The 18,316-nt window shown below is 48.1% G+C and carries 19 protein-coding genes; 16 read left to right on the top strand and 3 right to left on the bottom strand.

What is annotated here, in order from left to right:
* The first annotated feature begins 10 nt into the window (after nucleotides 1-10).
* From BQ7367_RS11990 to BQ7367_RS14665, 7 genes are all read left to right on the top strand, one after another.
* Entirely contained in the window at nucleotides 11-2,446 is a 2,436-nt protein-coding gene (locus tag BQ7367_RS11990) for a peptidase U32 family protein (protein ID WP_072525648.1), read from the top strand.
* Between the two features lie 12 nt (nucleotides 2,447-2,458).
* Entirely contained in the window at nucleotides 2,459-3,916 is a 1,458-nt protein-coding gene (locus BQ7367_RS11985; RefSeq protein WP_072525647.1) for an FtsW/RodA/SpoVE family cell cycle protein, read from the top strand.
* Complete coding sequence (locus BQ7367_RS11980) at nucleotides 3,810-5,315, top strand: peptidoglycan D,D-transpeptidase FtsI family protein (protein ID WP_442855382.1); 1,506 nt, start codon at nucleotides 3,810-3,812, stop codon at nucleotides 5,313-5,315. The genes BQ7367_RS11985 and BQ7367_RS11980 overlap by 107 nt, the downstream gene beginning before the upstream one ends.
* Nucleotides 5,316-5,360: 45 nt before the next feature.
* Nucleotides 5,361-5,702, top strand: coding sequence for a hypothetical protein (locus BQ7367_RS11975; protein ID WP_072525646.1), 342 nt, complete (start codon nucleotides 5,361-5,363; stop codon nucleotides 5,700-5,702).
* An 8-nt stretch (nucleotides 5,703-5,710) separates the two neighbouring features.
* Nucleotides 5,711-6,595 (top strand): DUF2953 domain-containing protein, encoded by an 885-nt coding sequence (locus tag BQ7367_RS11970; protein WP_072525645.1) that lies wholly within the window; start codon nucleotides 5,711-5,713, stop codon nucleotides 6,593-6,595.
* A 72-nt stretch (nucleotides 6,596-6,667) separates the two neighbouring features.
* Complete coding sequence (locus BQ7367_RS11965; RefSeq protein WP_072525644.1) at nucleotides 6,668-7,081, top strand: GerW family sporulation protein; 414 nt, start codon at nucleotides 6,668-6,670, stop codon at nucleotides 7,079-7,081.
* Nucleotides 7,082-7,149: 68 nt separating this feature from the next.
* Nucleotides 7,150-7,287, top strand: a complete 138-nt coding sequence (locus tag BQ7367_RS14665; RefSeq protein WP_200786739.1) for a hypothetical protein — start codon at nucleotides 7,150-7,152, stop codon at nucleotides 7,285-7,287.
* An 80-nt stretch (nucleotides 7,288-7,367) separates the two neighbouring features.
* Here BQ7367_RS14665 and rpmB read toward each other — a convergent pair whose 3' ends face one another.
* Complete coding sequence (gene rpmB, locus BQ7367_RS11960) at nucleotides 7,368-7,553, bottom strand: 50S ribosomal protein L28 (RefSeq protein ID WP_072525643.1); 186 nt, start codon at nucleotides 7,551-7,553, stop codon at nucleotides 7,368-7,370.
* A gap of 184 nt (nucleotides 7,554-7,737) precedes the next feature.
* Here rpmB and BQ7367_RS11955 point away from each other — a divergent pair, with 184 nt between their 5' ends.
* The 4 genes from BQ7367_RS11955 to BQ7367_RS11940 all read left to right on the top strand — a co-directional run bounded on the left by BQ7367_RS11955 (nucleotide 7,738) and on the right by BQ7367_RS11940 (nucleotide 12,398).
* The gene (locus BQ7367_RS11955; protein ID WP_072525642.1) at nucleotides 7,738-8,097 is read left to right on the top strand and encodes an Asp23/Gls24 family envelope stress response protein; all 360 of its coding nucleotides are present in this window, start codon (nucleotides 7,738-7,740) and stop codon (nucleotides 8,095-8,097) included.
* Nucleotides 8,098-8,110: 13 nt separating this feature from the next.
* Complete coding sequence (locus tag BQ7367_RS11950; protein ID WP_072525641.1) at nucleotides 8,111-9,781, top strand: DAK2 domain-containing protein; 1,671 nt, start codon at nucleotides 8,111-8,113, stop codon at nucleotides 9,779-9,781.
* A gap of 50 nt (nucleotides 9,782-9,831) precedes the next feature.
* Nucleotides 9,832-11,952: an ATP-dependent DNA helicase RecG gene (gene recG, locus BQ7367_RS11945; protein WP_072526206.1), complete on the top strand. Its 2,121-nt coding sequence runs from the start codon at nucleotides 9,832-9,834 to the stop codon at nucleotides 11,950-11,952.
* Between the two features lie 239 nt (nucleotides 11,953-12,191).
* On the top strand, nucleotides 12,192-12,398 hold the full coding sequence (locus tag BQ7367_RS11940) for an alpha/beta-type small acid-soluble spore protein (RefSeq protein WP_072525640.1): 207 nt from the start codon (nucleotides 12,192-12,194) through the stop codon (nucleotides 12,396-12,398).
* 158 nt (nucleotides 12,399-12,556) lie between these two features.
* Here the strand turns inward: BQ7367_RS11940 and BQ7367_RS11935 are convergent, their stop codons facing one another.
* Nucleotides 12,557-14,305 carry an IS1634 family transposase gene (locus tag BQ7367_RS11935; RefSeq protein ID WP_072524224.1) on the bottom strand — a complete coding sequence of 583 codons (1,749 nt, stop codon included), beginning with the start codon at nucleotides 14,303-14,305 and terminating at the stop codon, nucleotides 12,557-12,559.
* A 170-nt stretch (nucleotides 14,306-14,475) separates the two neighbouring features.
* Between BQ7367_RS11935 and BQ7367_RS11930 the strand changes: the two genes are divergently transcribed.
* The 4 genes from BQ7367_RS11930 (at nucleotide 14,476) to BQ7367_RS11915 (ending at nucleotide 16,428) form a co-directional block, all read left to right on the top strand.
* Nucleotides 14,476-14,682, top strand: coding sequence for an alpha/beta-type small acid-soluble spore protein (locus BQ7367_RS11930; RefSeq protein WP_072525640.1), 207 nt, complete (start codon nucleotides 14,476-14,478; stop codon nucleotides 14,680-14,682).
* Nucleotides 14,683-14,786: 104 nt separating this feature from the next.
* Nucleotides 14,787-15,356 carry a 16S rRNA (guanine(966)-N(2))-methyltransferase RsmD gene (rsmD, locus tag BQ7367_RS11925; RefSeq protein ID WP_072525639.1) on the top strand — a complete coding sequence of 190 codons (570 nt, stop codon included), beginning with the start codon at nucleotides 14,787-14,789 and terminating at the stop codon, nucleotides 15,354-15,356.
* Nucleotides 15,350-15,847 carry a pantetheine-phosphate adenylyltransferase gene (gene coaD / locus BQ7367_RS11920; RefSeq protein WP_072525638.1) on the top strand — a complete coding sequence of 166 codons (498 nt, stop codon included), beginning with the start codon at nucleotides 15,350-15,352 and terminating at the stop codon, nucleotides 15,845-15,847. Before rsmD ends, coaD begins: the two co-directional genes overlap by 7 nt.
* Nucleotides 15,844-16,428 carry an ATP synthase subunit B family protein gene (locus BQ7367_RS11915; protein WP_072525637.1) on the top strand — a complete coding sequence of 195 codons (585 nt, stop codon included), beginning with the start codon at nucleotides 15,844-15,846 and terminating at the stop codon, nucleotides 16,426-16,428. The genes coaD and BQ7367_RS11915 overlap by 4 nt, the downstream gene beginning before the upstream one ends.
* A 4-nt stretch (nucleotides 16,429-16,432) precedes the next feature.
* Here the strand turns inward: BQ7367_RS11915 and BQ7367_RS11910 are convergent, their stop codons facing one another.
* Nucleotides 16,433-17,365 carry a nucleoside recognition domain-containing protein gene (locus BQ7367_RS11910; RefSeq protein ID WP_072525636.1) on the bottom strand — a complete coding sequence of 311 codons (933 nt, stop codon included), beginning with the start codon at nucleotides 17,363-17,365 and terminating at the stop codon, nucleotides 16,433-16,435.
* A gap of 108 nt (nucleotides 17,366-17,473) precedes the next feature.
* Here BQ7367_RS11910 and BQ7367_RS11905 point away from each other — a divergent pair, with 108 nt between their 5' ends.
* Nucleotides 17,474-18,304, top strand: coding sequence for a M23 family metallopeptidase (locus BQ7367_RS11905; RefSeq protein ID WP_072525635.1), 831 nt, complete (start codon nucleotides 17,474-17,476; stop codon nucleotides 18,302-18,304).
* Nucleotides 18,305-18,316: the final 12 nt, after the last annotated feature.

The following is an 18,316-nucleotide window of genomic DNA, read 5'->3' as shown; positions in this document are numbered from 1 at the left end:
TGTTGAAGATATGGCAGACAGGAGAAAGGCAGAGAAGCCGGGTACCGGTACAGAGATCCTTGCCCCGGCAGGAAGCTATGACTCTTTCCGCGCGGCGCTTCGTGCCGGCGCGGACGCGGTATACGCAGGCGGCTCCCGGTTTGGAGCGAGAGCGTATGCAGAAAATTTTACAGATGAAGAATTGATCTGCGCGGTTGAGGAGGCCCATCTCTTTAACCGCAGATTCTATCTTACCGTTAATACGCTGCTCAAGGAAGAAGAGATCGGGCAGCTGTATGATTATCTGGCCCCACTCTATGAGAGGGGACTTGACGCGGTCATCGTGCAGGATATGGGAGTTGTGGAGTTTGTCCGGAAATATTTCCCCGGCATGGACATTCATGCCAGCACACAGATGACGATTACCGGAGCGTATGGCGCAGAATTTCTGGAATCACAGGGAATCAAGAGAGTGGTCCCCGCAAGGGAACTGTCCCTGGAGGAAATCCGGAAGATCCGCAGGAGAACAAACCTGGAGATCGAGTGTTTTGTCCACGGGGCACTTTGTTACTGTTATTCAGGCCAGTGTCTGATGAGCAGTCTGATCGGAGGAAGGAGCGGGAACCGTGGGCAGTGCGCGCAGCCCTGCAGGCTTCCTTATACTGTGGCCGGAAAGAAACAGCATTATCTGAGCCTGAAAGATATCTGTGCCCTGGAGCTCATTCCCGATATGATCGAGGCGGGAATCGATTCTTTCAAGATTGAAGGAAGAATGAAAAAGCCGGAATATGTAGCCGGAGTGGCATCTATGTACCGTAAATATACAGATCTTTATCTGAGTCAGGGCAGGAAGGGATTTTACGTCCGGCCGGAAGACCGTGAACTGCTGATGGATCTGTACAACAGAGGCGGATTTTCAGAAGGATATTTCCGGACCCATAACAGCCGTGGGATGCTGGCTCTTGACAGGCCAGGCCACTCGGGCGTTCCTGCGGCAAAGGTCCTGTCGCAAAAAGGCAGGGAGGTTCGGGCTTTGGCAGATACAGAGCTGAATCCCGGAGATGTACTGGAGATTGCCGGGGGAAAAAGCAACTATACCACAGGCGGCCATGTGAGCAAAGGAGAACCGTTTTCTTTTCTCGTACAGAAGCAGATACGGCTGCGGCCCGGAACTGTTCTGAAACGGATAAGGAATGGATCACTCCTGCAGAAGATCCGGGAAGAATCAGCCGGGAAAAAATTACAGCTGGGGATATCGGGAATGCTGACGTTTCGCCCGATGGAACCGGGGATTCTGACAGTGTGGTACGAGGAGGATTCTTTTACGGCTTTAACAGAGGAGGTTATTCAGCCGGCAAAAACACATCCTACAGAGCAGGAACGTGTCCTTGCCCAGATCCGGAAGACCGGAGACTTTGATTTCTACTTCCGCGAGCTGGACCTGTACATGGAGGAAAATTTGTTTCTGCCGGTCCATCAGCTGAATCTGCTGAAGAGGACGGCTCTGGACGGATTGAAGCGGGAAATTTTGGCTTCTTTTTGCCGGCAGGCTCCTGCTGGCGGAGCGATCCCGGAGAAGATCCCTGCTCCCGTTAGAACTTCCGGTAAGAAAAAAGATCCGTTATTCACAGTCCTTGTGGAGACGAAAGAACAGCTGAAGGCTGTCATGACTCATATACAAAGAGACGAAGGAGATATCCGGAAAGTCTACCTTGAGAGTGCCATGATGGCAGAAGAGGCGGACAGTGAGGACCTTAAGAAGATCCTGAAAGAGCTGGCTAGGACAGGAACCGAACTCTATGTCGCCATGCCCCACGTTTTCCGGGAAGATGCCCGGAAAGATCAGTCTTCAGATTTTAAACATCAGTTCATGCTGACAAGACAAGAAATCACGGGGGTTCTGATCCGGAATTGTGAAGAATTTCAGTTTCTGCAAAAAGAGAGATTTGACAAAAAGATCATTCTGGACCATAATCTATATGTGTTTAACCGATATGGAAAAAAATTCTGGAAGAAACTGGGAATATCTGACTTCACGGCCCCTGTAGAGCTGAACCAAAGAGAACTTGAAATGCTGGGGGCGGAGGATCTGGAGATGATCGTGTACGGAAGTCTTCCGGTTATGATATCTGCACAGTGCGTACAGAAAACTGCAGACAGATGTTTAAGAAGAACGGGAGTGTCACTTCTCGCTGACAGATACGGCAATGAGTTCCCGGTAAAGCGATACTGTGATTCCTGTTACAATGTGATCTATAATACAAAGCCTCTGTATCTCGGATTACAGAGGGAGCAGATCCTGGACCTGGCACCGGAATCGCTCCGGATCCAGTTCAGCGTGGAATCAGGGGATCAGACAAAGGATATACTCAGGTTAGTACAGAGCGAATTCCGGTTTCGGGAGAAGGAGCCGGAGCAGCCTGATTTCCAATATACACAGGGACATTTCAGACGGGGAATATTATAAGCGGGTGATAATATGGCAAATATTATTGTACAAGTATTGAAATATATCATTATTGTCGTAATGGCGGCATATACTTTTTCCTGTTTTTCCATTTTTACGCGCAGTTATGAGGACGAGGAAAAACGGGTGCTGGTCCGGCAGGATGTTCTCCTTTTTATTCTGCAGATCTGTGCCTTTGTCTCCATGTTCCTGGCTGCTGAGGATATCCGCATTCTCTTTATTTACGCGGCGCTTGCGGTGGTGACACTGGGGATCATCCTTCTGTATAATCTGATCTATCCAACGGTTTCCAGACTGGTCATTAACAATATGTGTCTGCTTATCACCGCGGGGATGATCATGATCACAAGGCTCTCCTATGATGATGCGTCCCCTTACAATATGGCGGTAAAGCAGCTGATTTTTGTCGTACTGGGGATCGTGTTCGGACTGGTCGTCCCGGTATTGATCCGGAAACTGACCTTTCTCGACAAATGGACGTATATCTATGCGGCCGTAGGAGGAGCGGCCCTTCTCGCGGTAGCTTTGTTCGCGCCTAAATCCGGCGGGGCAAATCTTGGATTTACGATCGGAGGCTTAAGCATACAGCCTTCAGAATTTGTCAAGATCCTGTTTGTGTTCTATGTCGCGGCGAGCCTTAATAAATCTCGGGAATTTAAAAATATCGTGATCACTACAGCTGTGGCGGCAGCCCATGTGCTCATTCTTGTTCTTTCTACTGATCTGGGAGCGGCACTGATCTTCTTTGTCGTATATCTGGTCATGCTGTATACGGCAACCAGACAGCCACTCTACGCGGCTGCCGGACTGGTTGCGGGCGCAGGGGCCGCAGTAGTAGGATACCACCTTTTCGCTCATATTAAAGTCAGGGTAGAAGCGTGGCAGGATCCGATCGCTACCTACAGCGGAAGCGGATATCAGGTGGCACAGTCCCTGTTTGCCATCGGCACGGGAAGCTGGTTTGGTACCGGGCTGTTTCAGGGACAGCCGGATTCGATCCCTGTGGCGGAAACCGATTTCATATTTTCTGCCATTACAGAGGAGATGGGAGTTATCTATGCACTCTGTCTGATCCTGGTCTGTGTAAGCTGCTATGTTATGTTCCTGAACATTGCCATGGAACTTCACAACCGATTTTATAAACTTGTCGCCCTTGGACTTGGGACATGCTATATTTTTCAGGTGTTCCTCCAGATCGGCGGCGTAACGAAATTTATCCCGTCCACAGGAATGACCCTGCCTTTTGTCAGTTATGGAGGAAGCTCCATGCTGAGTACGATGATCATGTTCGGGATCATCCAGGGGCTGTATATTGTCCGGGAAGATGAAGAAGAGAAGCTCGAAAAAGAAAGGGGGTCAGGAGATGGCCTGGGAAGAAGAACGCCCCGAAAGGCGGCGAAGAGCGGACCGCACTTCGAAGAGGTCCCAAAACAAAGGCCGCGCCGGAAACAGAGAGCGCGCGCGAAATAAAGAATTTGCCCGGATCACCTACTTTTTTGTGATCCTCTTTATCGCGCTTATGGGATATCTGGTCTATTTTACGGTTGTCCGCGCGAGCACATTTGTTAACAGCCCTTACAATGGGCGTCAGGATGCTTTTGCACAGAAAGTTATCCGGGGGGATATCACGGACCGTAATGGAAATGTCCTGGCTCAGACAGAAGTTGCGGAAGATGGGACAGAAACCAGATACTATCCCTATGGGTCTCTTTTTTCACATGTTGTGGGATACAGTGATCCGGAGCTGGGAAAGACAGGGCTTGAGTCAGTGGAGAATTTTGAACTCCTTACTTCAAATGCTTTTTTTGTCGAAAAAATCCGGAATGAGTTCAATGGACAGAAGAATTACGGGGACACAGTCGTCACCACTCTGGACGCGGATCTGCAGCAGGCAGCCTATGATGCCCTCGGAGACTACAGAGGAGCGGTAGTGGTCATGGAAGCGGATACCGGGAAAATACTGGCAATGGTATCAAAACCGGATTTCGACCCCAACAGCCTCAGCGAGAACTGGTCCTCTTTGAATACAGACGAAGAGAACAGTCCTCTTTTAAACCGGGCCACAAGCGGGTCTTATGCTCCGGGTTCTGTATTTAAGATCGTCACTGCTCTGGCATTCATGCGTCAGGACAGTAATTATGGGGCTTACACATATGACTGTCCCGGTTATATTGATGTAGACAATACGGTCATCCGTTGTTTTGACAGTACGGTGCACGGTCTGGAGGATCTCAGGAGCTCTTTCGCCAACTCCTGTAATGCTTCCTTTGCCAATATCGGGCTGTCACTGGATATAGAGGGTTACAGAGATACAGCGGAAGACCTGCTTTTTAATTCCGAGCTGCCCGGTGTTCTGGACTATACAAAGAGTTCTTTTGCGCTGGATGAAGACTCCGGCAGCGCGGAAATTATGATGACTGCTATGGGGCAGGGAGAGACAACCGTCAGTCCGTACCACATGGCTCTTATTACCCAGGCGATTGCCAACGGCGGAACTCTCATGGAACCTTATCTGGTGGATCAGGTTACGAACTATACCGGCACAGAAGTAAGACGGAATGTGCCGAAAAGTTATGCCAGACTGATGACTTCTGATGAAGCCGCACAGCTGAAAGAATATATGACGGCGGTTGTCAATGAAGGAACGGGCTCTGTGCTCGCGGGAAGATCGTATACGGTAGCCGGAAAGACCGGAACTGCAGAGTACAGTCTTACCGATGGGGAGAAGACCCATTCCTGGTTTACAGGATTTACAAATACAGACAACCCTGAGCTTGTGATCAGCGTCATTACAGAAGGCTCTGATGGGAGCGTGGGAGGCAGGGCAGTGTCCATTGCCGGAACGATACTGGATTCTTATTATAATTGATCATATGGCTGATCCATGCGGAAAGACTGAAGGAGAGGAACAGCAGTGCGGGTAAAATTTTACTGTGATCTGTATGTCAGTGAATGCTGGGAGAAAAAAAGGGAAAAATTAGTCAATAAGCTGAAGCAGAATGAACTTCAGCCACAGGTATGGGTGATCACACTCTCTCAGGGAGAACAAAACCACCTGGAATTTTTCTCCAGCGCTCTTCTGAAACAGCATGTTTTTGACAACGCAGAGATTTTTGTCGTGGGGATCGCGGATGGATATGATGAAGCTCTTTATCTGACGGGAAAAATCACAGGAACCGTTTACAGAGAAACAGGGGACGCCGACATCCGGAAGTTTATTGTAAATCGTCAGTTAGAATATGAAAAGGCGGTATAGAGGGAAAGATGTTACATATCATTCTTCTGATCTTAAAAATACTGGGGCTGGCAGTCCTGGCAATACTGGCACTGATCCTTCTGCTGACAGCGGCGGTCATATTTTCTCCGTTGGTGTACCGGGCAGATGCTTCTGCTGACGGCAGAGCGGACTCCCTGAAAGCGGAGATCCGATTTCACTGGCTGCTGAGACTTGTGTCCGGAAAGATCCACTATGAAGAAGGCAAGTTCAGCTGGCATCTGCGGGCTCTGTGGAAACAGTTTGACAGTGAGATGACAGAGGCTGACAGCAAAAAAGCAGAACATAATCCGGTCCGGGAGGACACATCTGTGCCAAAGGCCCCGGTTTCTCAGGTGAAGGAAGATAAGGGACCGGAAAAAGAAACAGCTGTGCCGGAAACGGGGAAGAACAGGACGTTCCGCCATACTAAAAAGAAAAAGAAAAAATTCTATGAAAAATTCATCCGGTTTTGGGAAAAGATAAAATATACATTTTATAAGATCTGTGATACGATAAGATCGTTAAGAGAGAAGAAAGAGAAACTGGCTGCTTTTGTTGACAGTGAGATTCACAGAAACGCTTTTTCCAGAGCAATAAAAGAACTGAAGCGGCTCCTTTGCTCTTTGTGTCCGGACAGGGCATCTGTCCAAGTGGAATTCGGGTTCAGTGATCCATCAGTGACAGGCTATGTGCTGGCGGCTGTCAGTATGATCTATCCTGTGATCGGGGAGTACAGTGAAATCTGTCCTGATTTTGAAAAAAAAGTGCTAAAAGGAAGCGCGAGTATAGAGGGAAAAGTGAGAGCCCTGTGCGGGGCAGTTCTTGTATGGAATCTGCTTTTCGATAAAAATATACGTACAACATACAGGGATATTAAAAATTTCAGATTATAAAAATTTCAGATCACAGAATATGTCCGGAGCACGTTTATCCCGGCAGGGTGATCTCATGAGGAGGAAAGTAAGATGGCTGACGAAAAGAATAATTTTAAGACAACACTGGAATCACTGTTCAAGGGAATGGATGGGGTTGTGTCATCCAAGACTGTTGTAGGGGATGCGATCCATATCAATGGAACCATCATCCTTCCACTGGTGGATGTGTCGTTCGGTATCGGCGCGGGCGCTTTTTCCGGCGACAAGAAAGAAAAAGGAATGGGAGGGATCGGAGGCAAAATGTCTCCCAGCGCGGTGATCGTGATCCAGGATGGAAAGACAAAGCTGGTCAATATAAAGAATCAGGATACGATCACAAAGATCCTTGATCTTGTCCCCGATGTTGTGGACCGCTTTACATCAAAAAAGGAAGAACGGATGTCAGAGAAAGATGTAATGGATATTCTGGATTCAGAAAACGAAGGCAAAGAAAAGGAGAAATAATCTCAAGTGTCATATACTGGCTCCAGTAGACATATAATAAGATAACAGCCTCTCCCGGGAGAAAAAAGATGAAAAAGGTGTGCGGCTTCGCGCTGTTCTGGATGGCGATTGGAATGTTTATCATGATGCTGCTCCCGAATCTGGTGGTGGGAGTGCTTTTTATCATTATTTTCCTGGCTCTCGGGTACCGGCTTTTCTGTTGCTGAAAAGACCGCAAAAAGGACCCGGATCTGTATAACTTGGATCCGGGTCCTTTTATTGTCTCTTTTTACGATGTACTGTCTGACTATGCACGCTCCACGCGTCCGGACTTCAGGCAGGATGTACATACATACATCTTTCTGGAACCGCCTTCTGTCTTTACTCTGACAGATTTTACGTTTGATTTCCACATTTTCGGTGATTTTCTATGAGAGTGGCTTACATTGTTTCCAAAATGAGCACCCTTTTCACAAATAGCACATTTCGCCATGACCGCACCTCCTAACAATCTGAACTGGTCGTATAGACTCATAACACTGATATTCTAGCAGAAAGCCTGTTCTATTGCAAGTATTTTTTAAAAAAAACGAATGTATATTGTAAAATCAAGGAAGTAATAGTATAATAATCATACTGTTTGATAGAAAATCCTTTAAAAACTGGAGGTATACATGATGAAGGGAAGTATGAGCACAGATCTTGGAATCATCACGGTCAGTCCTGAGGTGATCGCCAAATATGCCGGCTCCGTCGCTGTAGAATGTTTCGGAATTGTCGGAATGGCGGCAGTGAACATGAAAGACGGACTGGTGCGCCTTTTAAAGAGAGAGAGCCTTACGCATGGGATCCAGGTTGAGATTTCGGATGATAACGCCCTTACCCTGAATTTTCATGTCATTGTTGCCTATGGCGTGAATATCCTTTCTGTTTCTGACAATCTTATGAGTAATGTAAAATATAAGGTTGAAGAATTTACCGGCATGACGGTAGAAAAGATCAACATCTTCGTCGAAGGTGTGAGAGTGATAGATTAAGGAGGATATTATCGTGGCTGTTAAAACGATAGACACAGAGCTGCTCCGCAGGATGTTCCTCGCCGGGGCCGCGAATCTGGAAGCAAAGAAAGAATTTATCAATGAACTGAATGTATTTCCTGTGCCCGACGGGGATACTGGGACGAATATGACGCTTACGATCATGTCCGCGGCAAAGGAAGTACAGGCTCTTGATCATCCGGATATGGTCTCTATGGCAAAAGCGATCTCTTCCGGTTCTCTGCGGGGAGCCCGCGGGAATTCCGGCGTTATCCTGTCACAGCTTCTTCGGGGATTCACGAAGGAGATCCGGGAACATGATGAGATCGACGCGGTCATCCTGGCGAAGGCATGTGACCGTGCCACTGCCACAGCGTATAAAGCTGTTATGAAGCCGAAGGAAGGAACGATCCTGACCGTAGCAAAGGGCGTTGCCCAGAAGGCGGCAGAGATGGCAGAGACAACAGAAGATCTGGAAGTCTTTATTCCGGAAGTGCTCCGGTATGCGGAAGAAGTACTGGAACAGACGCCGGAGATGCTGCCTGTTCTGAAGGAGGCCGGTGTAGTGGATTCCGGCGGCCAGGGACTTCTGGAAGTCCTTCGCGGTGCATATGACGCTTTCCTTGGTAAAGAGATCGATTATTCAGCGATCGAAGCCGGTTCAGGCACACGGATGGTGAAACCGGGAGAACAGGCGGAAACAGAGATCAAGTTCGGTTACTGCACAGAGTTTATCATCATGACTGAGAAGCCATTTACAGAAAAGAATGAGACCGAATTTAAAAGTTATCTTGAGTCCATCGGTGATTCTATCGTGTGTGTGGCGGATGACGATATTGTAAAAATTCATGTCCATACGAATGATCCGGGCCTGGCGATCCAGAAAGCCCTAACCTACGGGCAGCTTTCCAGGATGAAGATTGATAATATGAGGGAAGAGCATCAGGAGAAACTGATCCGCGACGCGGAGAAGGTCGCGGCACAGCAGGCCCAGGCTTCTGCCAAGCAGAAAAAAGAGCCGAGAAAACCGGTAGGTTTCATCGCGGTATCCATCGGGGATGGCATGAATGAGATTTTCCGTGAACTGGGTGTAGATTATATTATTGAGGGCGGACAGACCATGAACCCCAGCACGGATGATATGCTTACCGCTATCGATCAGGTAAACGCGGACCATATTTTCATCCTGCCCAATAATAAAAACATTATCCTTGCCGCGAATCAGGCTCAGTCTCTGACAAAAGACAAAGATATCATTGTAATTCCTACAAAAACGGTTCCCCAGGGTATCACTGCGGTCATCAGCTATATGCCGGAAGCGGACGTTGACACGAATCTGGAAGCCATGAAGGAAAGCATCAAGAATGTTAAGACCGGGCAGGTAACCTACGCAGTGCGGGATACTCATGTGGATGACAAGGAGATCCATGAAGGAGATATCATGGGAATCGGAGATCAGGGTATTCTTTCGGTAGGTCAGTCAGTAGAAGATACGACAAAAGAAATGCTCTCCCAGTTGGTGGACGAAGATTCCGAACTGATCAGCCTGTATTACGGGCAGGATATCCTTGCGGAAGATGCCCGGGCATTTGCCGCAAGTGTGGAGGAGCTTTATCCTGATGTAGATGTGGACGTGCATATGGGAGGTCAGCCGATCTACTATTACGTGCTGTCTGTAGAATAATTTTGCAGGAGAAAAAGAAAATTTTAGCGCAGGATCGGGCGCTCTTCCGGATGGAAGGGCGCCCTGCCTGTATCCGGGCAGAGGAAGAGGACAGTGAAAGAGAGGATATTATGCAAGGGAAACAGGAGATCGGGACTTTGAAAGGGGTCGGTGAGAAAACGGAAAAATTATTCCAGCGGCTGGGGATACGGAAGATCTCAGATCTGATCCGGTATTATCCAAGAAGTTTTGAAATATTTGACGATCCGGTCCCGATCAGTGAAGCAGAAGAGGGAAAAGTATGTACAGTGGCCGGAACAGTATCCGGCCGGATTCAGGTGTCCGGGAACCGGAACATGCAGGTCACCACACTTTATTTGAAGGACCTGTCCGGGACACTCAAGATCATCTGGTTCCGTATGCCTTTTCTCAGAAATACGTTAGGCAGGGGAGGGACGATCATCCTGCGTGGAAGGGTAGTCAGCCGGAGAAAAGAACTTGTGATGGAACATCCGGAAATCTATTATCCGGCGGAAAAGTATAAAGAAAAGCTCCATACGATGCAGCCTGTCTATCCCCTCACGGCAGGGCTGACCAACAATGCGGTGGTTCGGGCAGTAAAGCAGGCTTTGGACCTGGCAGATGACAGTATGGATATCCTTCCGGAAGAAGTGAGCAAAAGATATCATTTTCCGACTTATACAGAAGCCGTCAGGGACATGCATTTTCCAAAGGACAAGGATCATTTCGTCCGGGCCAGAGAACGGTTTGTGTTTGAAGAATTTCTTGTATTTATTCTTTCCCTGCGGATGCTGAAAGAATCGGACAGCCGGGCAGATAACCGGTTCACTTTTTCTGAACGGGAAGAAATCCGTCAGTTCCTGGATGCCCTTCCTTATCAGCTTACCAGGGCCCAGGAGAACGTGTGGCAAGAGATAAAGTCAGATATGCAGGGGCCTCATGTTATGTCGCGGCTGGTCCAGGGGGATGTAGGATCCGGAAAGACGATTGTCGCGTTTCTCTCCCTAATGCTGGCCGGACTGAACGGATATCAGGGCGCTCTTATGGCTCCCACGGAAGTCCTGGCGAGACAGCATTACGAGAATCTGTCCGGTCTGCTGGATACCTATAAGATCCCGCTTTGCGCAGAACTCCTTACCGGGTCAATGACCGCGGCTCAGAAAAGAAACGCGTACAGGCGGATACAGGACGGGGAAGTACAGATTATCATCGGGACACACGCGCTGATCCAGGAGAAGGTGATCTACCGGGATCTGGCGCTTGTGGTGACCGATGAGCAGCATCGGTTCGGGGTCCGTCAGAGAGAGGCTCTGGCCGGGAAAGGATCCCTGCCGCATATCCTTGTTATGAGCGCCACCCCGATTCCACGGACACTGGCGATCATTCTGTACGGGGATCTGGATATTTCCGTGATAGATGAAATGCCCAAGGACCGGCTTCCGATTAAAAATTGTGTGGTAGATACCGGATACCGGGAAAAGGCATATGCGTTTATGAAAAAGCAGGTCTCTTTGGGACATCAGTGCTATGTGATCTGTCCAATGGTCGAAGAAAGTGAAAGCATGGAAGCGGAGAATGTCATGGACTACTCCGAGATGCTCTCTCAGGAGATGGGAAGCAAAATCCGAGTAGGCTGTCTCCACGGGAAAATGAAACAGCAGGAAAAAGATGAGATCATGGAGGCATTCGGCCGGAACCAGATCCAGATCCTCGTATCCACAACAGTTGTGGAGGTGGGGATCGATGTGCCAAACGCCACTGTTATCATGATCGAGAATGCCGAGCGTTTCGGCCTGGCCCAGCTCCATCAGCTGCGGGGCCGCGTAGGAAGAGGAAAGCACCAGTCCTACTGCATTTTTATGACGGCTTCTAAGTCCGACGAGACGAAAGAACGGCTGGAGATTTTAAACCATTCGAATGACGGCTTTTTTATCGCGGGGGAAGATCTCCGTCTGCGGGGCCCCGGGGATCTGTTCGGCATCCGGCAGAGCGGCATACTGGATTTCCGGGTGGCAGATGTGTTCCAGGATGCAGACCTTCTCAAAAAGGCTTCCGACGAGGCATCCGGGATCCTGGCAGAGGATCACAAGCTCAGCGATCCATCCCATGCCGGCCTGAGACGGCATATAGACAACAGGATCCGGGAGATCATGCTGGAGGCGACACTGTAGCCTTCCTTAACGGAAAAAGTGGTCTTTTTTGAAAAAGTAAAAAATGAACTGTTACGAATTTCCAGTTTAAAAGAAAGAATCCTCCATATACTAACAGCGTAACACAAACAGACGGAAGCGGATGTATGTGAAACGGCTGCATCAAAACGGCGGTTTACATACGGATGCAGCCGGATGTCATGTTACAGAACACAGGACACAGTTTCATACTGTGAAAATGCAAAAGGAGGAAATTGATCATGGCAAGTCGTTCATCTAACAGAGCAGCAGTGCCTGAGGCAAAGAGCGCTCTGGACAAATTCAAGTACGAAGTGGCCAACGAACTGGGTGTGCCGTTAACAGACGGTTACAACGGTGACCTCACTTCCAAGCAGAACGGATCTGTAGGCGGATATATGGTCAAGAAAATGATCGAGCAGCAGGAAAAGCAGATGGCAGGCAAATAAGCCATTGATTTCCGCAAAGTAAGAGAAAAGCGTCCGGGATTGACCTGGGCGCTTTTTTCTGATAAAATCCCATCTTTGACAGTTGAAAGAGTAAAAAGAGGCTACAAACCCAGTAAATATGGGCGTTGTAGCCTCTTTCGGTCTTGCATCGATATGTGCTATATTTTGTCTCTTTCCAAAACTTTTGTATTTTTAATGAGAGTGCGCATGGAGGTTTTGGTAATGATCTCATAATCCGTACGGAAACCAAAAACCTGGTGCAGGGTATCTGTAAGTTCTGTACGGGTGTAAGAGGGGATATAACCGCCGGCAGAAGATAAAAGGGTCATCTTCATGGAACGCAGGGTTTGGATGAGTTGATTACACGTATAGTCCTCTCCAACAGCCTTTTCCAACAGCCGATACACGGTCAGGCTGAGATAGCAGGTCATGAAATGGGCTTTGATGTGGTCTTCTGTACGGACAAAGGCTGGGCGGGAGCCGAGATCCTCTTTCATGATGCGGAAGTTTTCTTCGATCTGCCAACGCTGCCGGTTGATCCGGATGATCTCACTTACCTCTCCCTCTAGATTGGTCACTACGGCATAAAACCCATCATACATCGCTTCTTTCTCGATCTGTTCCCGGTCAAGGGCATAGATTGTTTTTTCAGCGATCTCCCCATCCGCCGTAACCGTAGTGGCTTTTATAAAACGCATAGGATCATTCGGGTTTTTGCTCTTTCGTTTCTTCCCCGCGGAGGAGAAAAGTTTTTGCGCCCGTTCAATCTGGCCTTCCCGGATCCTTCTTTGGTAAGCGGCGTATTTCGGGGAATAGGTAACGATCAGAGTCTCATCCATATCTGCTGTCACAAGAGGGTATTCCTTATAATAAACAGAGTTGTAGGTCTCTTCATCCGTTTCATCCAGTGTGCGAAGGTCAATAAACTTTTTGGAACCTATCTTGCGGAACTGCGTGGGATCCATCGCGATCCTCCGTTCATCCTCTTTCATTTTTTTCAGAGAATGTGTGATCACATAGGCTCTGTTAGCGAAACTGTTGAAGCGGCGGTTATTCAGAGAACCCAGCCCGCTATCCGAACAGAAAATAAATTCGCTGCAGTTGAAATCCCGGATGATCTTCTGCTCTAATGGCTTCAAAGTTGTCTGTTCATTCTGGTTCCCGGGGAAAATATCGAAAGACAAAGGGATCCCGTCCGCATCCATGAACAAACCCATGGTCACGATCGGATTGGGACGATGTTCCTTGCTTTTGCCGTATCTGCGCAGTTCGTCCTCCTGTTCGATCTCAAAATAAAAGTTTGTGCAGTCGTAGTACAGGATTTTTTTGTTCCTGGGAAGGACAAAGTTGGAATTCTGGTAGAGTTCACTCTGTATAAAATCGGATTCCTCAGCAAGGACGGAAAGGGCACGGTAAACATCCTGTAAGGAGTATTTTGGCGGTTCCAGCAGGGTCTTGCAGTACGCATAGCTTTCCCGCTTGCTGGAGGGATGGAGAATACGGGCATAGATCAGGTCTGTTAAAATGGCGTGGAGATCATACAGATATTTATGGCGGCCTTTGATGGAACGGCAGATCTTATCCAGGCGAAGTTGGGTAACAAGGGACTGGAGAAAGAGATATCCGATGTTAAAAAGGCGCTGCTCATTTGGGGCGATACGTGCTCCCTGAGAAAAATCTATAGAAACTTTCCCGTTTTTCTGATTATAGAGTTCTGTTTCTTTTCGTGCTTCGTTTTTAGCCCATGCCAGCATCATATCTTTGTCTCCGTCAAACTGAGCGATGAGATCGTTAAATTTTCCGAGTTTTTTATAGATACGGGAAGATGATTTTCCATCCTCTTTCCGAAACGATTGATAAATATATACATCTTTATTATTTTTACTGCCTGTAATAGCGATATACATGATAAAAAACGCCTCTCTTTTCTTTTTATTATAACACACTATTACAAACAAGTACAGAGAAAAACATAAAATTTGACAAAAAAATGCAGGCTTTATGCGGCCTGCAAGGTATTTTTGATTTATTCAACTGTAAAACTCCCGTGTGAAAATGCAAAAGGAGGAAATTGATCATGGCAAGTCGTTCATCTAACAGAGCAGCAGTGCCTGAGGCAAAGAGCGCTCTGGACAAATTCAAGTACGAAGTGGCCAACGAACTGGGTGTGCCGTTAACAGACGGTTACAACGGTGACCTCACTTCCAAGCAGAACGGATCTGTAGGCGGATATATGGTCAAGAAAATGATCGAGCAGCAGGAAAAGCAGATGGCAGGCAAATAAGCCATTGATTTCCGCAAAGTAAGAGAAAAGCGTCCGGGATTGACCTGGGCGCTTTTTTCTGATAAAATTCTGCTTAAAGTTCATAGGATACAGGATGTGGTTTCATGAGAGTAATCGCCGGAAGTGCCAGGAGTCTCAGGCTGAAGACACTGGATGGCATGGATACAAGGCCTACAACTGACAGGATCAAGGAGACTCTGTTCAATATAATCGGACCTTCGATATATGACTGTGTTTTTCTTGACCTGTTCGGAGGAAGCGGCGGGATCGGGATCGAAGCTCTCAGCAGGGGGGCAAAGGAAGCCGTCTTTGTGGAGAAAAATCCCCGGGCGATGCAATGCATCAAAGACAATCTGAAATTTACCAGACTGGACGCGAAAGCTGTCACAATGACAGCGGATTACATGGACGCCCTCTGCCGGATGGAGGGAGAAAATATATTCGATTTTATTTTTATGGATCCGCCCTATAACCACGGGCTGGAGAGAGAAGCGCTTACGTTTCTCTCGTCGTCTGAACAGGTGTATGACGATACAGTTATCATTATCGAAGCTTCCCGAAATACCGATTTCTCCTATGTAGAGAACCTTGGGTTTACCGTGGTCCGAGAGAAACGATATAAGACAAACAAACATGTATTTCTGGAGCGCGCGGGAAAGGAAGAAATATGTTAAGAGCGATTTATCCGGGCAGCTTTGACCCGGTTACATATGGACACATCGATATCATACAAAGATCCTGCAAGATCGTGGACGAACTGATCGTCGGAGTGCTCAGCAATAAAGCGAAAATGCCGTTGTTTTCTGTAGAAGAACGTGTTAAAATGTTAGAGGAAGTGACGAAAGAGTTCGATAATGTCAGGATCATCCCGTTTCACGGGCTTTTGGTTGATTTTGCGTCCCGGATGGGAGCGGGGCTTGTCATCAGAGGTCTTCGGGCGATCACAGATTTTGAATACGAACTGCAGATGTCACAGACCAATCATAAACTGGAACCAAATGTTGAGACTATGTTTCTGACGACCAGCATTGAATATTCATATTTGAGTTCCACCACAGTGAAAGAAATCGCTGCTTTTGGGGGAGATCTGTCACAGTTTGTGCCGGAAGCAGTCGCTGTGGAACTTAGGAAAAAGATGAATACAAAAGGAGAGTGTAAGAAATGAGCAGCCGTATCGAACAGATCATCGAAGAGATCGAAGAGTACATTGACAGAGATTGTAAGTTCCAGCCGCTGTCCACCACGAAGATTATCGTGAACAAGGAGCATCTGGACGAACTCCTGCGGGAACTCCGCATGAAGACACCGGAGGAGATCAAGCGTTACCAGAAGATTATCGCCAACCGCGACGCCATCCTGGCAGATGCCCAGGCAAAGGCGGATGCTATGATCGAAGAGGCTCAGGTACAGACGACAGAACTGGTCAGCGAGCACGAGATCATGCAGCAGGCCTATGCTCAGGCAAACGAGATCGTGACCCAGGCGACAGCCCAGGCACAGGAAATCGTTGACAATGCGACGCGTGATGCCAATGAGATACGGATCGGAGCTATCCAGTATACGGATGACCTGCTTGCCAACGCGGAAAGTATCATTGGTCATACGCTGGACAGTTATACAACAAAATATGACGGATTGATCAATTCTCTCCAGGAGTGTTATGATACCGTACGATCCAACCGTGCGGAGCTTGAGATCCCGGATGAGGATACGGATGGATACGACTCCCCGGAAGGAACTGTCTAAGTATTCAGAACACAGAAAGATAGAGATATGCCAGCAAGCTGGCTGCCAGTGCGGCAGCCAGCTTTTCTGCGATGTAGGGCAAGAGCCTGAGTCCGGTGCCCTGGATCATACAGTCTGTCTGCGCCACCGAACAGAACCCGCCGAAAGAGGTCAGGCCAAGGATGAGGGGATAACTCAGGGAAAGATCGGTCACGGCGTTGTTGATCATAATGATACCGTTGGTTACCTCCAGAGTTGGCATAATTACGGCCAGAAACGGAAGATCCCCGGATATTTCTCCAAAAAGCGCGATCAGGATGGAAAAAAATATGATATATCCGCCTACTTTTACGATGGATTCAAAGCTGTTCATCATACAGGAATCAAATACAGTAAGATCAAGACGCATTTTTTTCTTCTCTGCCTCAGGCCGAAGACTCTGGAACTTTTCCCGGCCTTTCAGATAAAATCTGCGGAACAATATGCTTAACAATGCCGGTGCTACCATCAGAATCGTAAGAGAAGGAATGGTTAATTCTTCCTGTCCAAGTGTTTTCCAGACGAGAAAATTCATGATAAATACAGGGCTTGTATTATTGCAGAAGGAGAGAAGGTAAGCTCCTTCCTCCCTGGTGACACGCCCGGACCGGATCAGGTCTGCTGTTACCTTTGCTCCCATCGGGTAGCCACAGAGGAATCCTGCCAGAACGGCGAACGCTCCATTTTCTGAGACTGCGAACAGTTTTCCCAGAAGTTTTCCGAATATCCTGGAAATGATGCGCAGTCCGCCGGTCTCAAGCAACAGACCTGAGATCAGCATGAAGGGGAATAATGTGGGGAGTACGATCTGAAACCAGAGGAGAAGTCCGTCGGTAGCCCCTGAAAATACCGCCTGCGGGGCGAACAGCATAAATCCGAACAGCAGGACAACAATAACTCCGGGACCCCATTGTCTCATAAGCGCCGCCTTTCTTTCTTTTAAGGATCACTTCAGTTATATGACAGAAGAATGATCTTTATGAGCAGATCATATAGTAGAGATATATCTGAGTGAAAGGAGTTTCCGGTGAAACAACTGCGGCATTATCTCGCGATCCTGTTTCTTCTTGTCTTTTCTGCAGGTCTTTGGATCCCCCGACTGGAATATCACAGTGAAAGCAGCCGTCTGTCGGACGATCTTGTCCTTTCAGAAAAATTCCGCAGCCAGCCTGTGCCTGAAGAGATCCTGGATCAGATAAAAGGGAAGCAGAATCCGGGAGAACTTCTTGGGATATACTGGCTTGAAAGCGGATTCGGACAGGAAAAAGGGCCCCTTTCTCTAAAAGAGGCGGCCGATCGCAGAAAGCGGTGGGAACGGGCCTATGGATGGAGTGAATATCTGCTTGCCTGCCAGGCCGTATGGGACGATCTGGTATATTTTCCTGTTGCTGAATTTCCGGACAGCAGCGGCCTTCGGGTTTCTTTCGAGAATTCATGGATGTTTGAGAGAAGCTATGGCGGGGAGAGGGCGCATGAGGGAACGGATATCATGCCCTCTGTGAATGAAAACGGAGTGTTCCCTGTCGTCAGTATGACAGACGGGGTCATAGAAAATAAAGGATGGCTGGAACTTGGCGGCTGGCGGCTGGGGATCCGCGCTCCCCACGGAGCCTACTTTTATTATGCGCACCTGGATTCTTATGCAGAGATCGAAGTGGGAGATCAGGTGAAGGCCGGAGATCTTCTGGGCTTCATGGGAGATACCGGATATGGAACAACAGAAGGGACCAGAGGAAAATTTCCGGTCCATCTTCATCTGGGAATCTACCTGATCCATAACGGAAAGGAAGTCAGTGTGAATCCCTACGCCCCGCTGAGATATGTGGAGGAGAAGAAAATCCAGGGTTTCATGCAGTGATAAAACATGATA

Origin of the sequence: Clostridium sp. Marseille-P3244 (assembly GCF_900120155.1) — a bacterium.
GTDB lineage: Bacteria > Bacillota > Clostridia > Lachnospirales > Lachnospiraceae > Mediterraneibacter.
The sequence above is the reverse complement of the archived record's forward strand: the minus strand, read 5'-3'. Positions and strand labels throughout refer to the sequence as shown.

What these genes read in the sequence shown, in the direction of transcription:
- BQ7367_RS11990 (WP_072525648.1), top strand. Translation starts at nt 11, where the DNA reads ATGGCAGACAGGAGAAAGGCAGAGAAGCCGGGTACCGGTACAGAGATC.
- BQ7367_RS11985 (WP_072525647.1), top strand. Translation starts at nt 2,459, where the DNA reads ATGGCAAATATTATTGTACAAGTATTGAAATATATCATTATTGTCGTA.
- BQ7367_RS11980 (WP_442855382.1), top strand. Translation starts at nt 3,810, where the DNA reads ATGGCCTGGGAAGAAGAACGCCCCGAAAGGCGGCGAAGAGCGGACCGC.
- BQ7367_RS11970 (WP_072525645.1), top strand. Translation starts at nt 5,711, where the DNA reads ATGTTACATATCATTCTTCTGATCTTAAAAATACTGGGGCTGGCAGTC.
- BQ7367_RS11965 (WP_072525644.1), top strand. Translation starts at nt 6,668, where the DNA reads ATGGCTGACGAAAAGAATAATTTTAAGACAACACTGGAATCACTGTTC.
- BQ7367_RS14665 (WP_200786739.1), top strand. Translation starts at nt 7,150, where the DNA reads ATGAAAAAGGTGTGCGGCTTCGCGCTGTTCTGGATGGCGATTGGAATG.
- rpmB (WP_072525643.1), bottom strand. Translation starts at nt 7,553, where the DNA reads ATGGCGAAATGTGCTATTTGTGAAAAGGGTGCTCATTTTGGAAACAAT.
- BQ7367_RS11955 (WP_072525642.1), top strand. Translation starts at nt 7,738, where the DNA reads ATGAAGGGAAGTATGAGCACAGATCTTGGAATCATCACGGTCAGTCCT.
- recG (WP_072526206.1), top strand. Translation starts at nt 9,832, where the DNA reads ATGGAAGGGCGCCCTGCCTGTATCCGGGCAGAGGAAGAGGACAGTGAA.
- BQ7367_RS11940 (WP_072525640.1), top strand. Translation starts at nt 12,192, where the DNA reads ATGGCAAGTCGTTCATCTAACAGAGCAGCAGTGCCTGAGGCAAAGAGC.
- BQ7367_RS11935 (WP_072524224.1), bottom strand. Translation starts at nt 14,305, where the DNA reads ATGTATATCGCTATTACAGGCAGTAAAAATAATAAAGATGTATATATT.
- BQ7367_RS11930 (WP_072525640.1), top strand. Translation starts at nt 14,476, where the DNA reads ATGGCAAGTCGTTCATCTAACAGAGCAGCAGTGCCTGAGGCAAAGAGC.
- rsmD (WP_072525639.1), top strand. Translation starts at nt 14,787, where the DNA reads ATGAGAGTAATCGCCGGAAGTGCCAGGAGTCTCAGGCTGAAGACACTG.
- coaD (WP_072525638.1), top strand. Translation starts at nt 15,350, where the DNA reads ATGTTAAGAGCGATTTATCCGGGCAGCTTTGACCCGGTTACATATGGA.
- BQ7367_RS11915 (WP_072525637.1), top strand. Translation starts at nt 15,844, where the DNA reads ATGAGCAGCCGTATCGAACAGATCATCGAAGAGATCGAAGAGTACATT.
- BQ7367_RS11910 (WP_072525636.1), bottom strand. Translation starts at nt 17,365, where the DNA reads ATGAGACAATGGGGTCCCGGAGTTATTGTTGTCCTGCTGTTCGGATTT.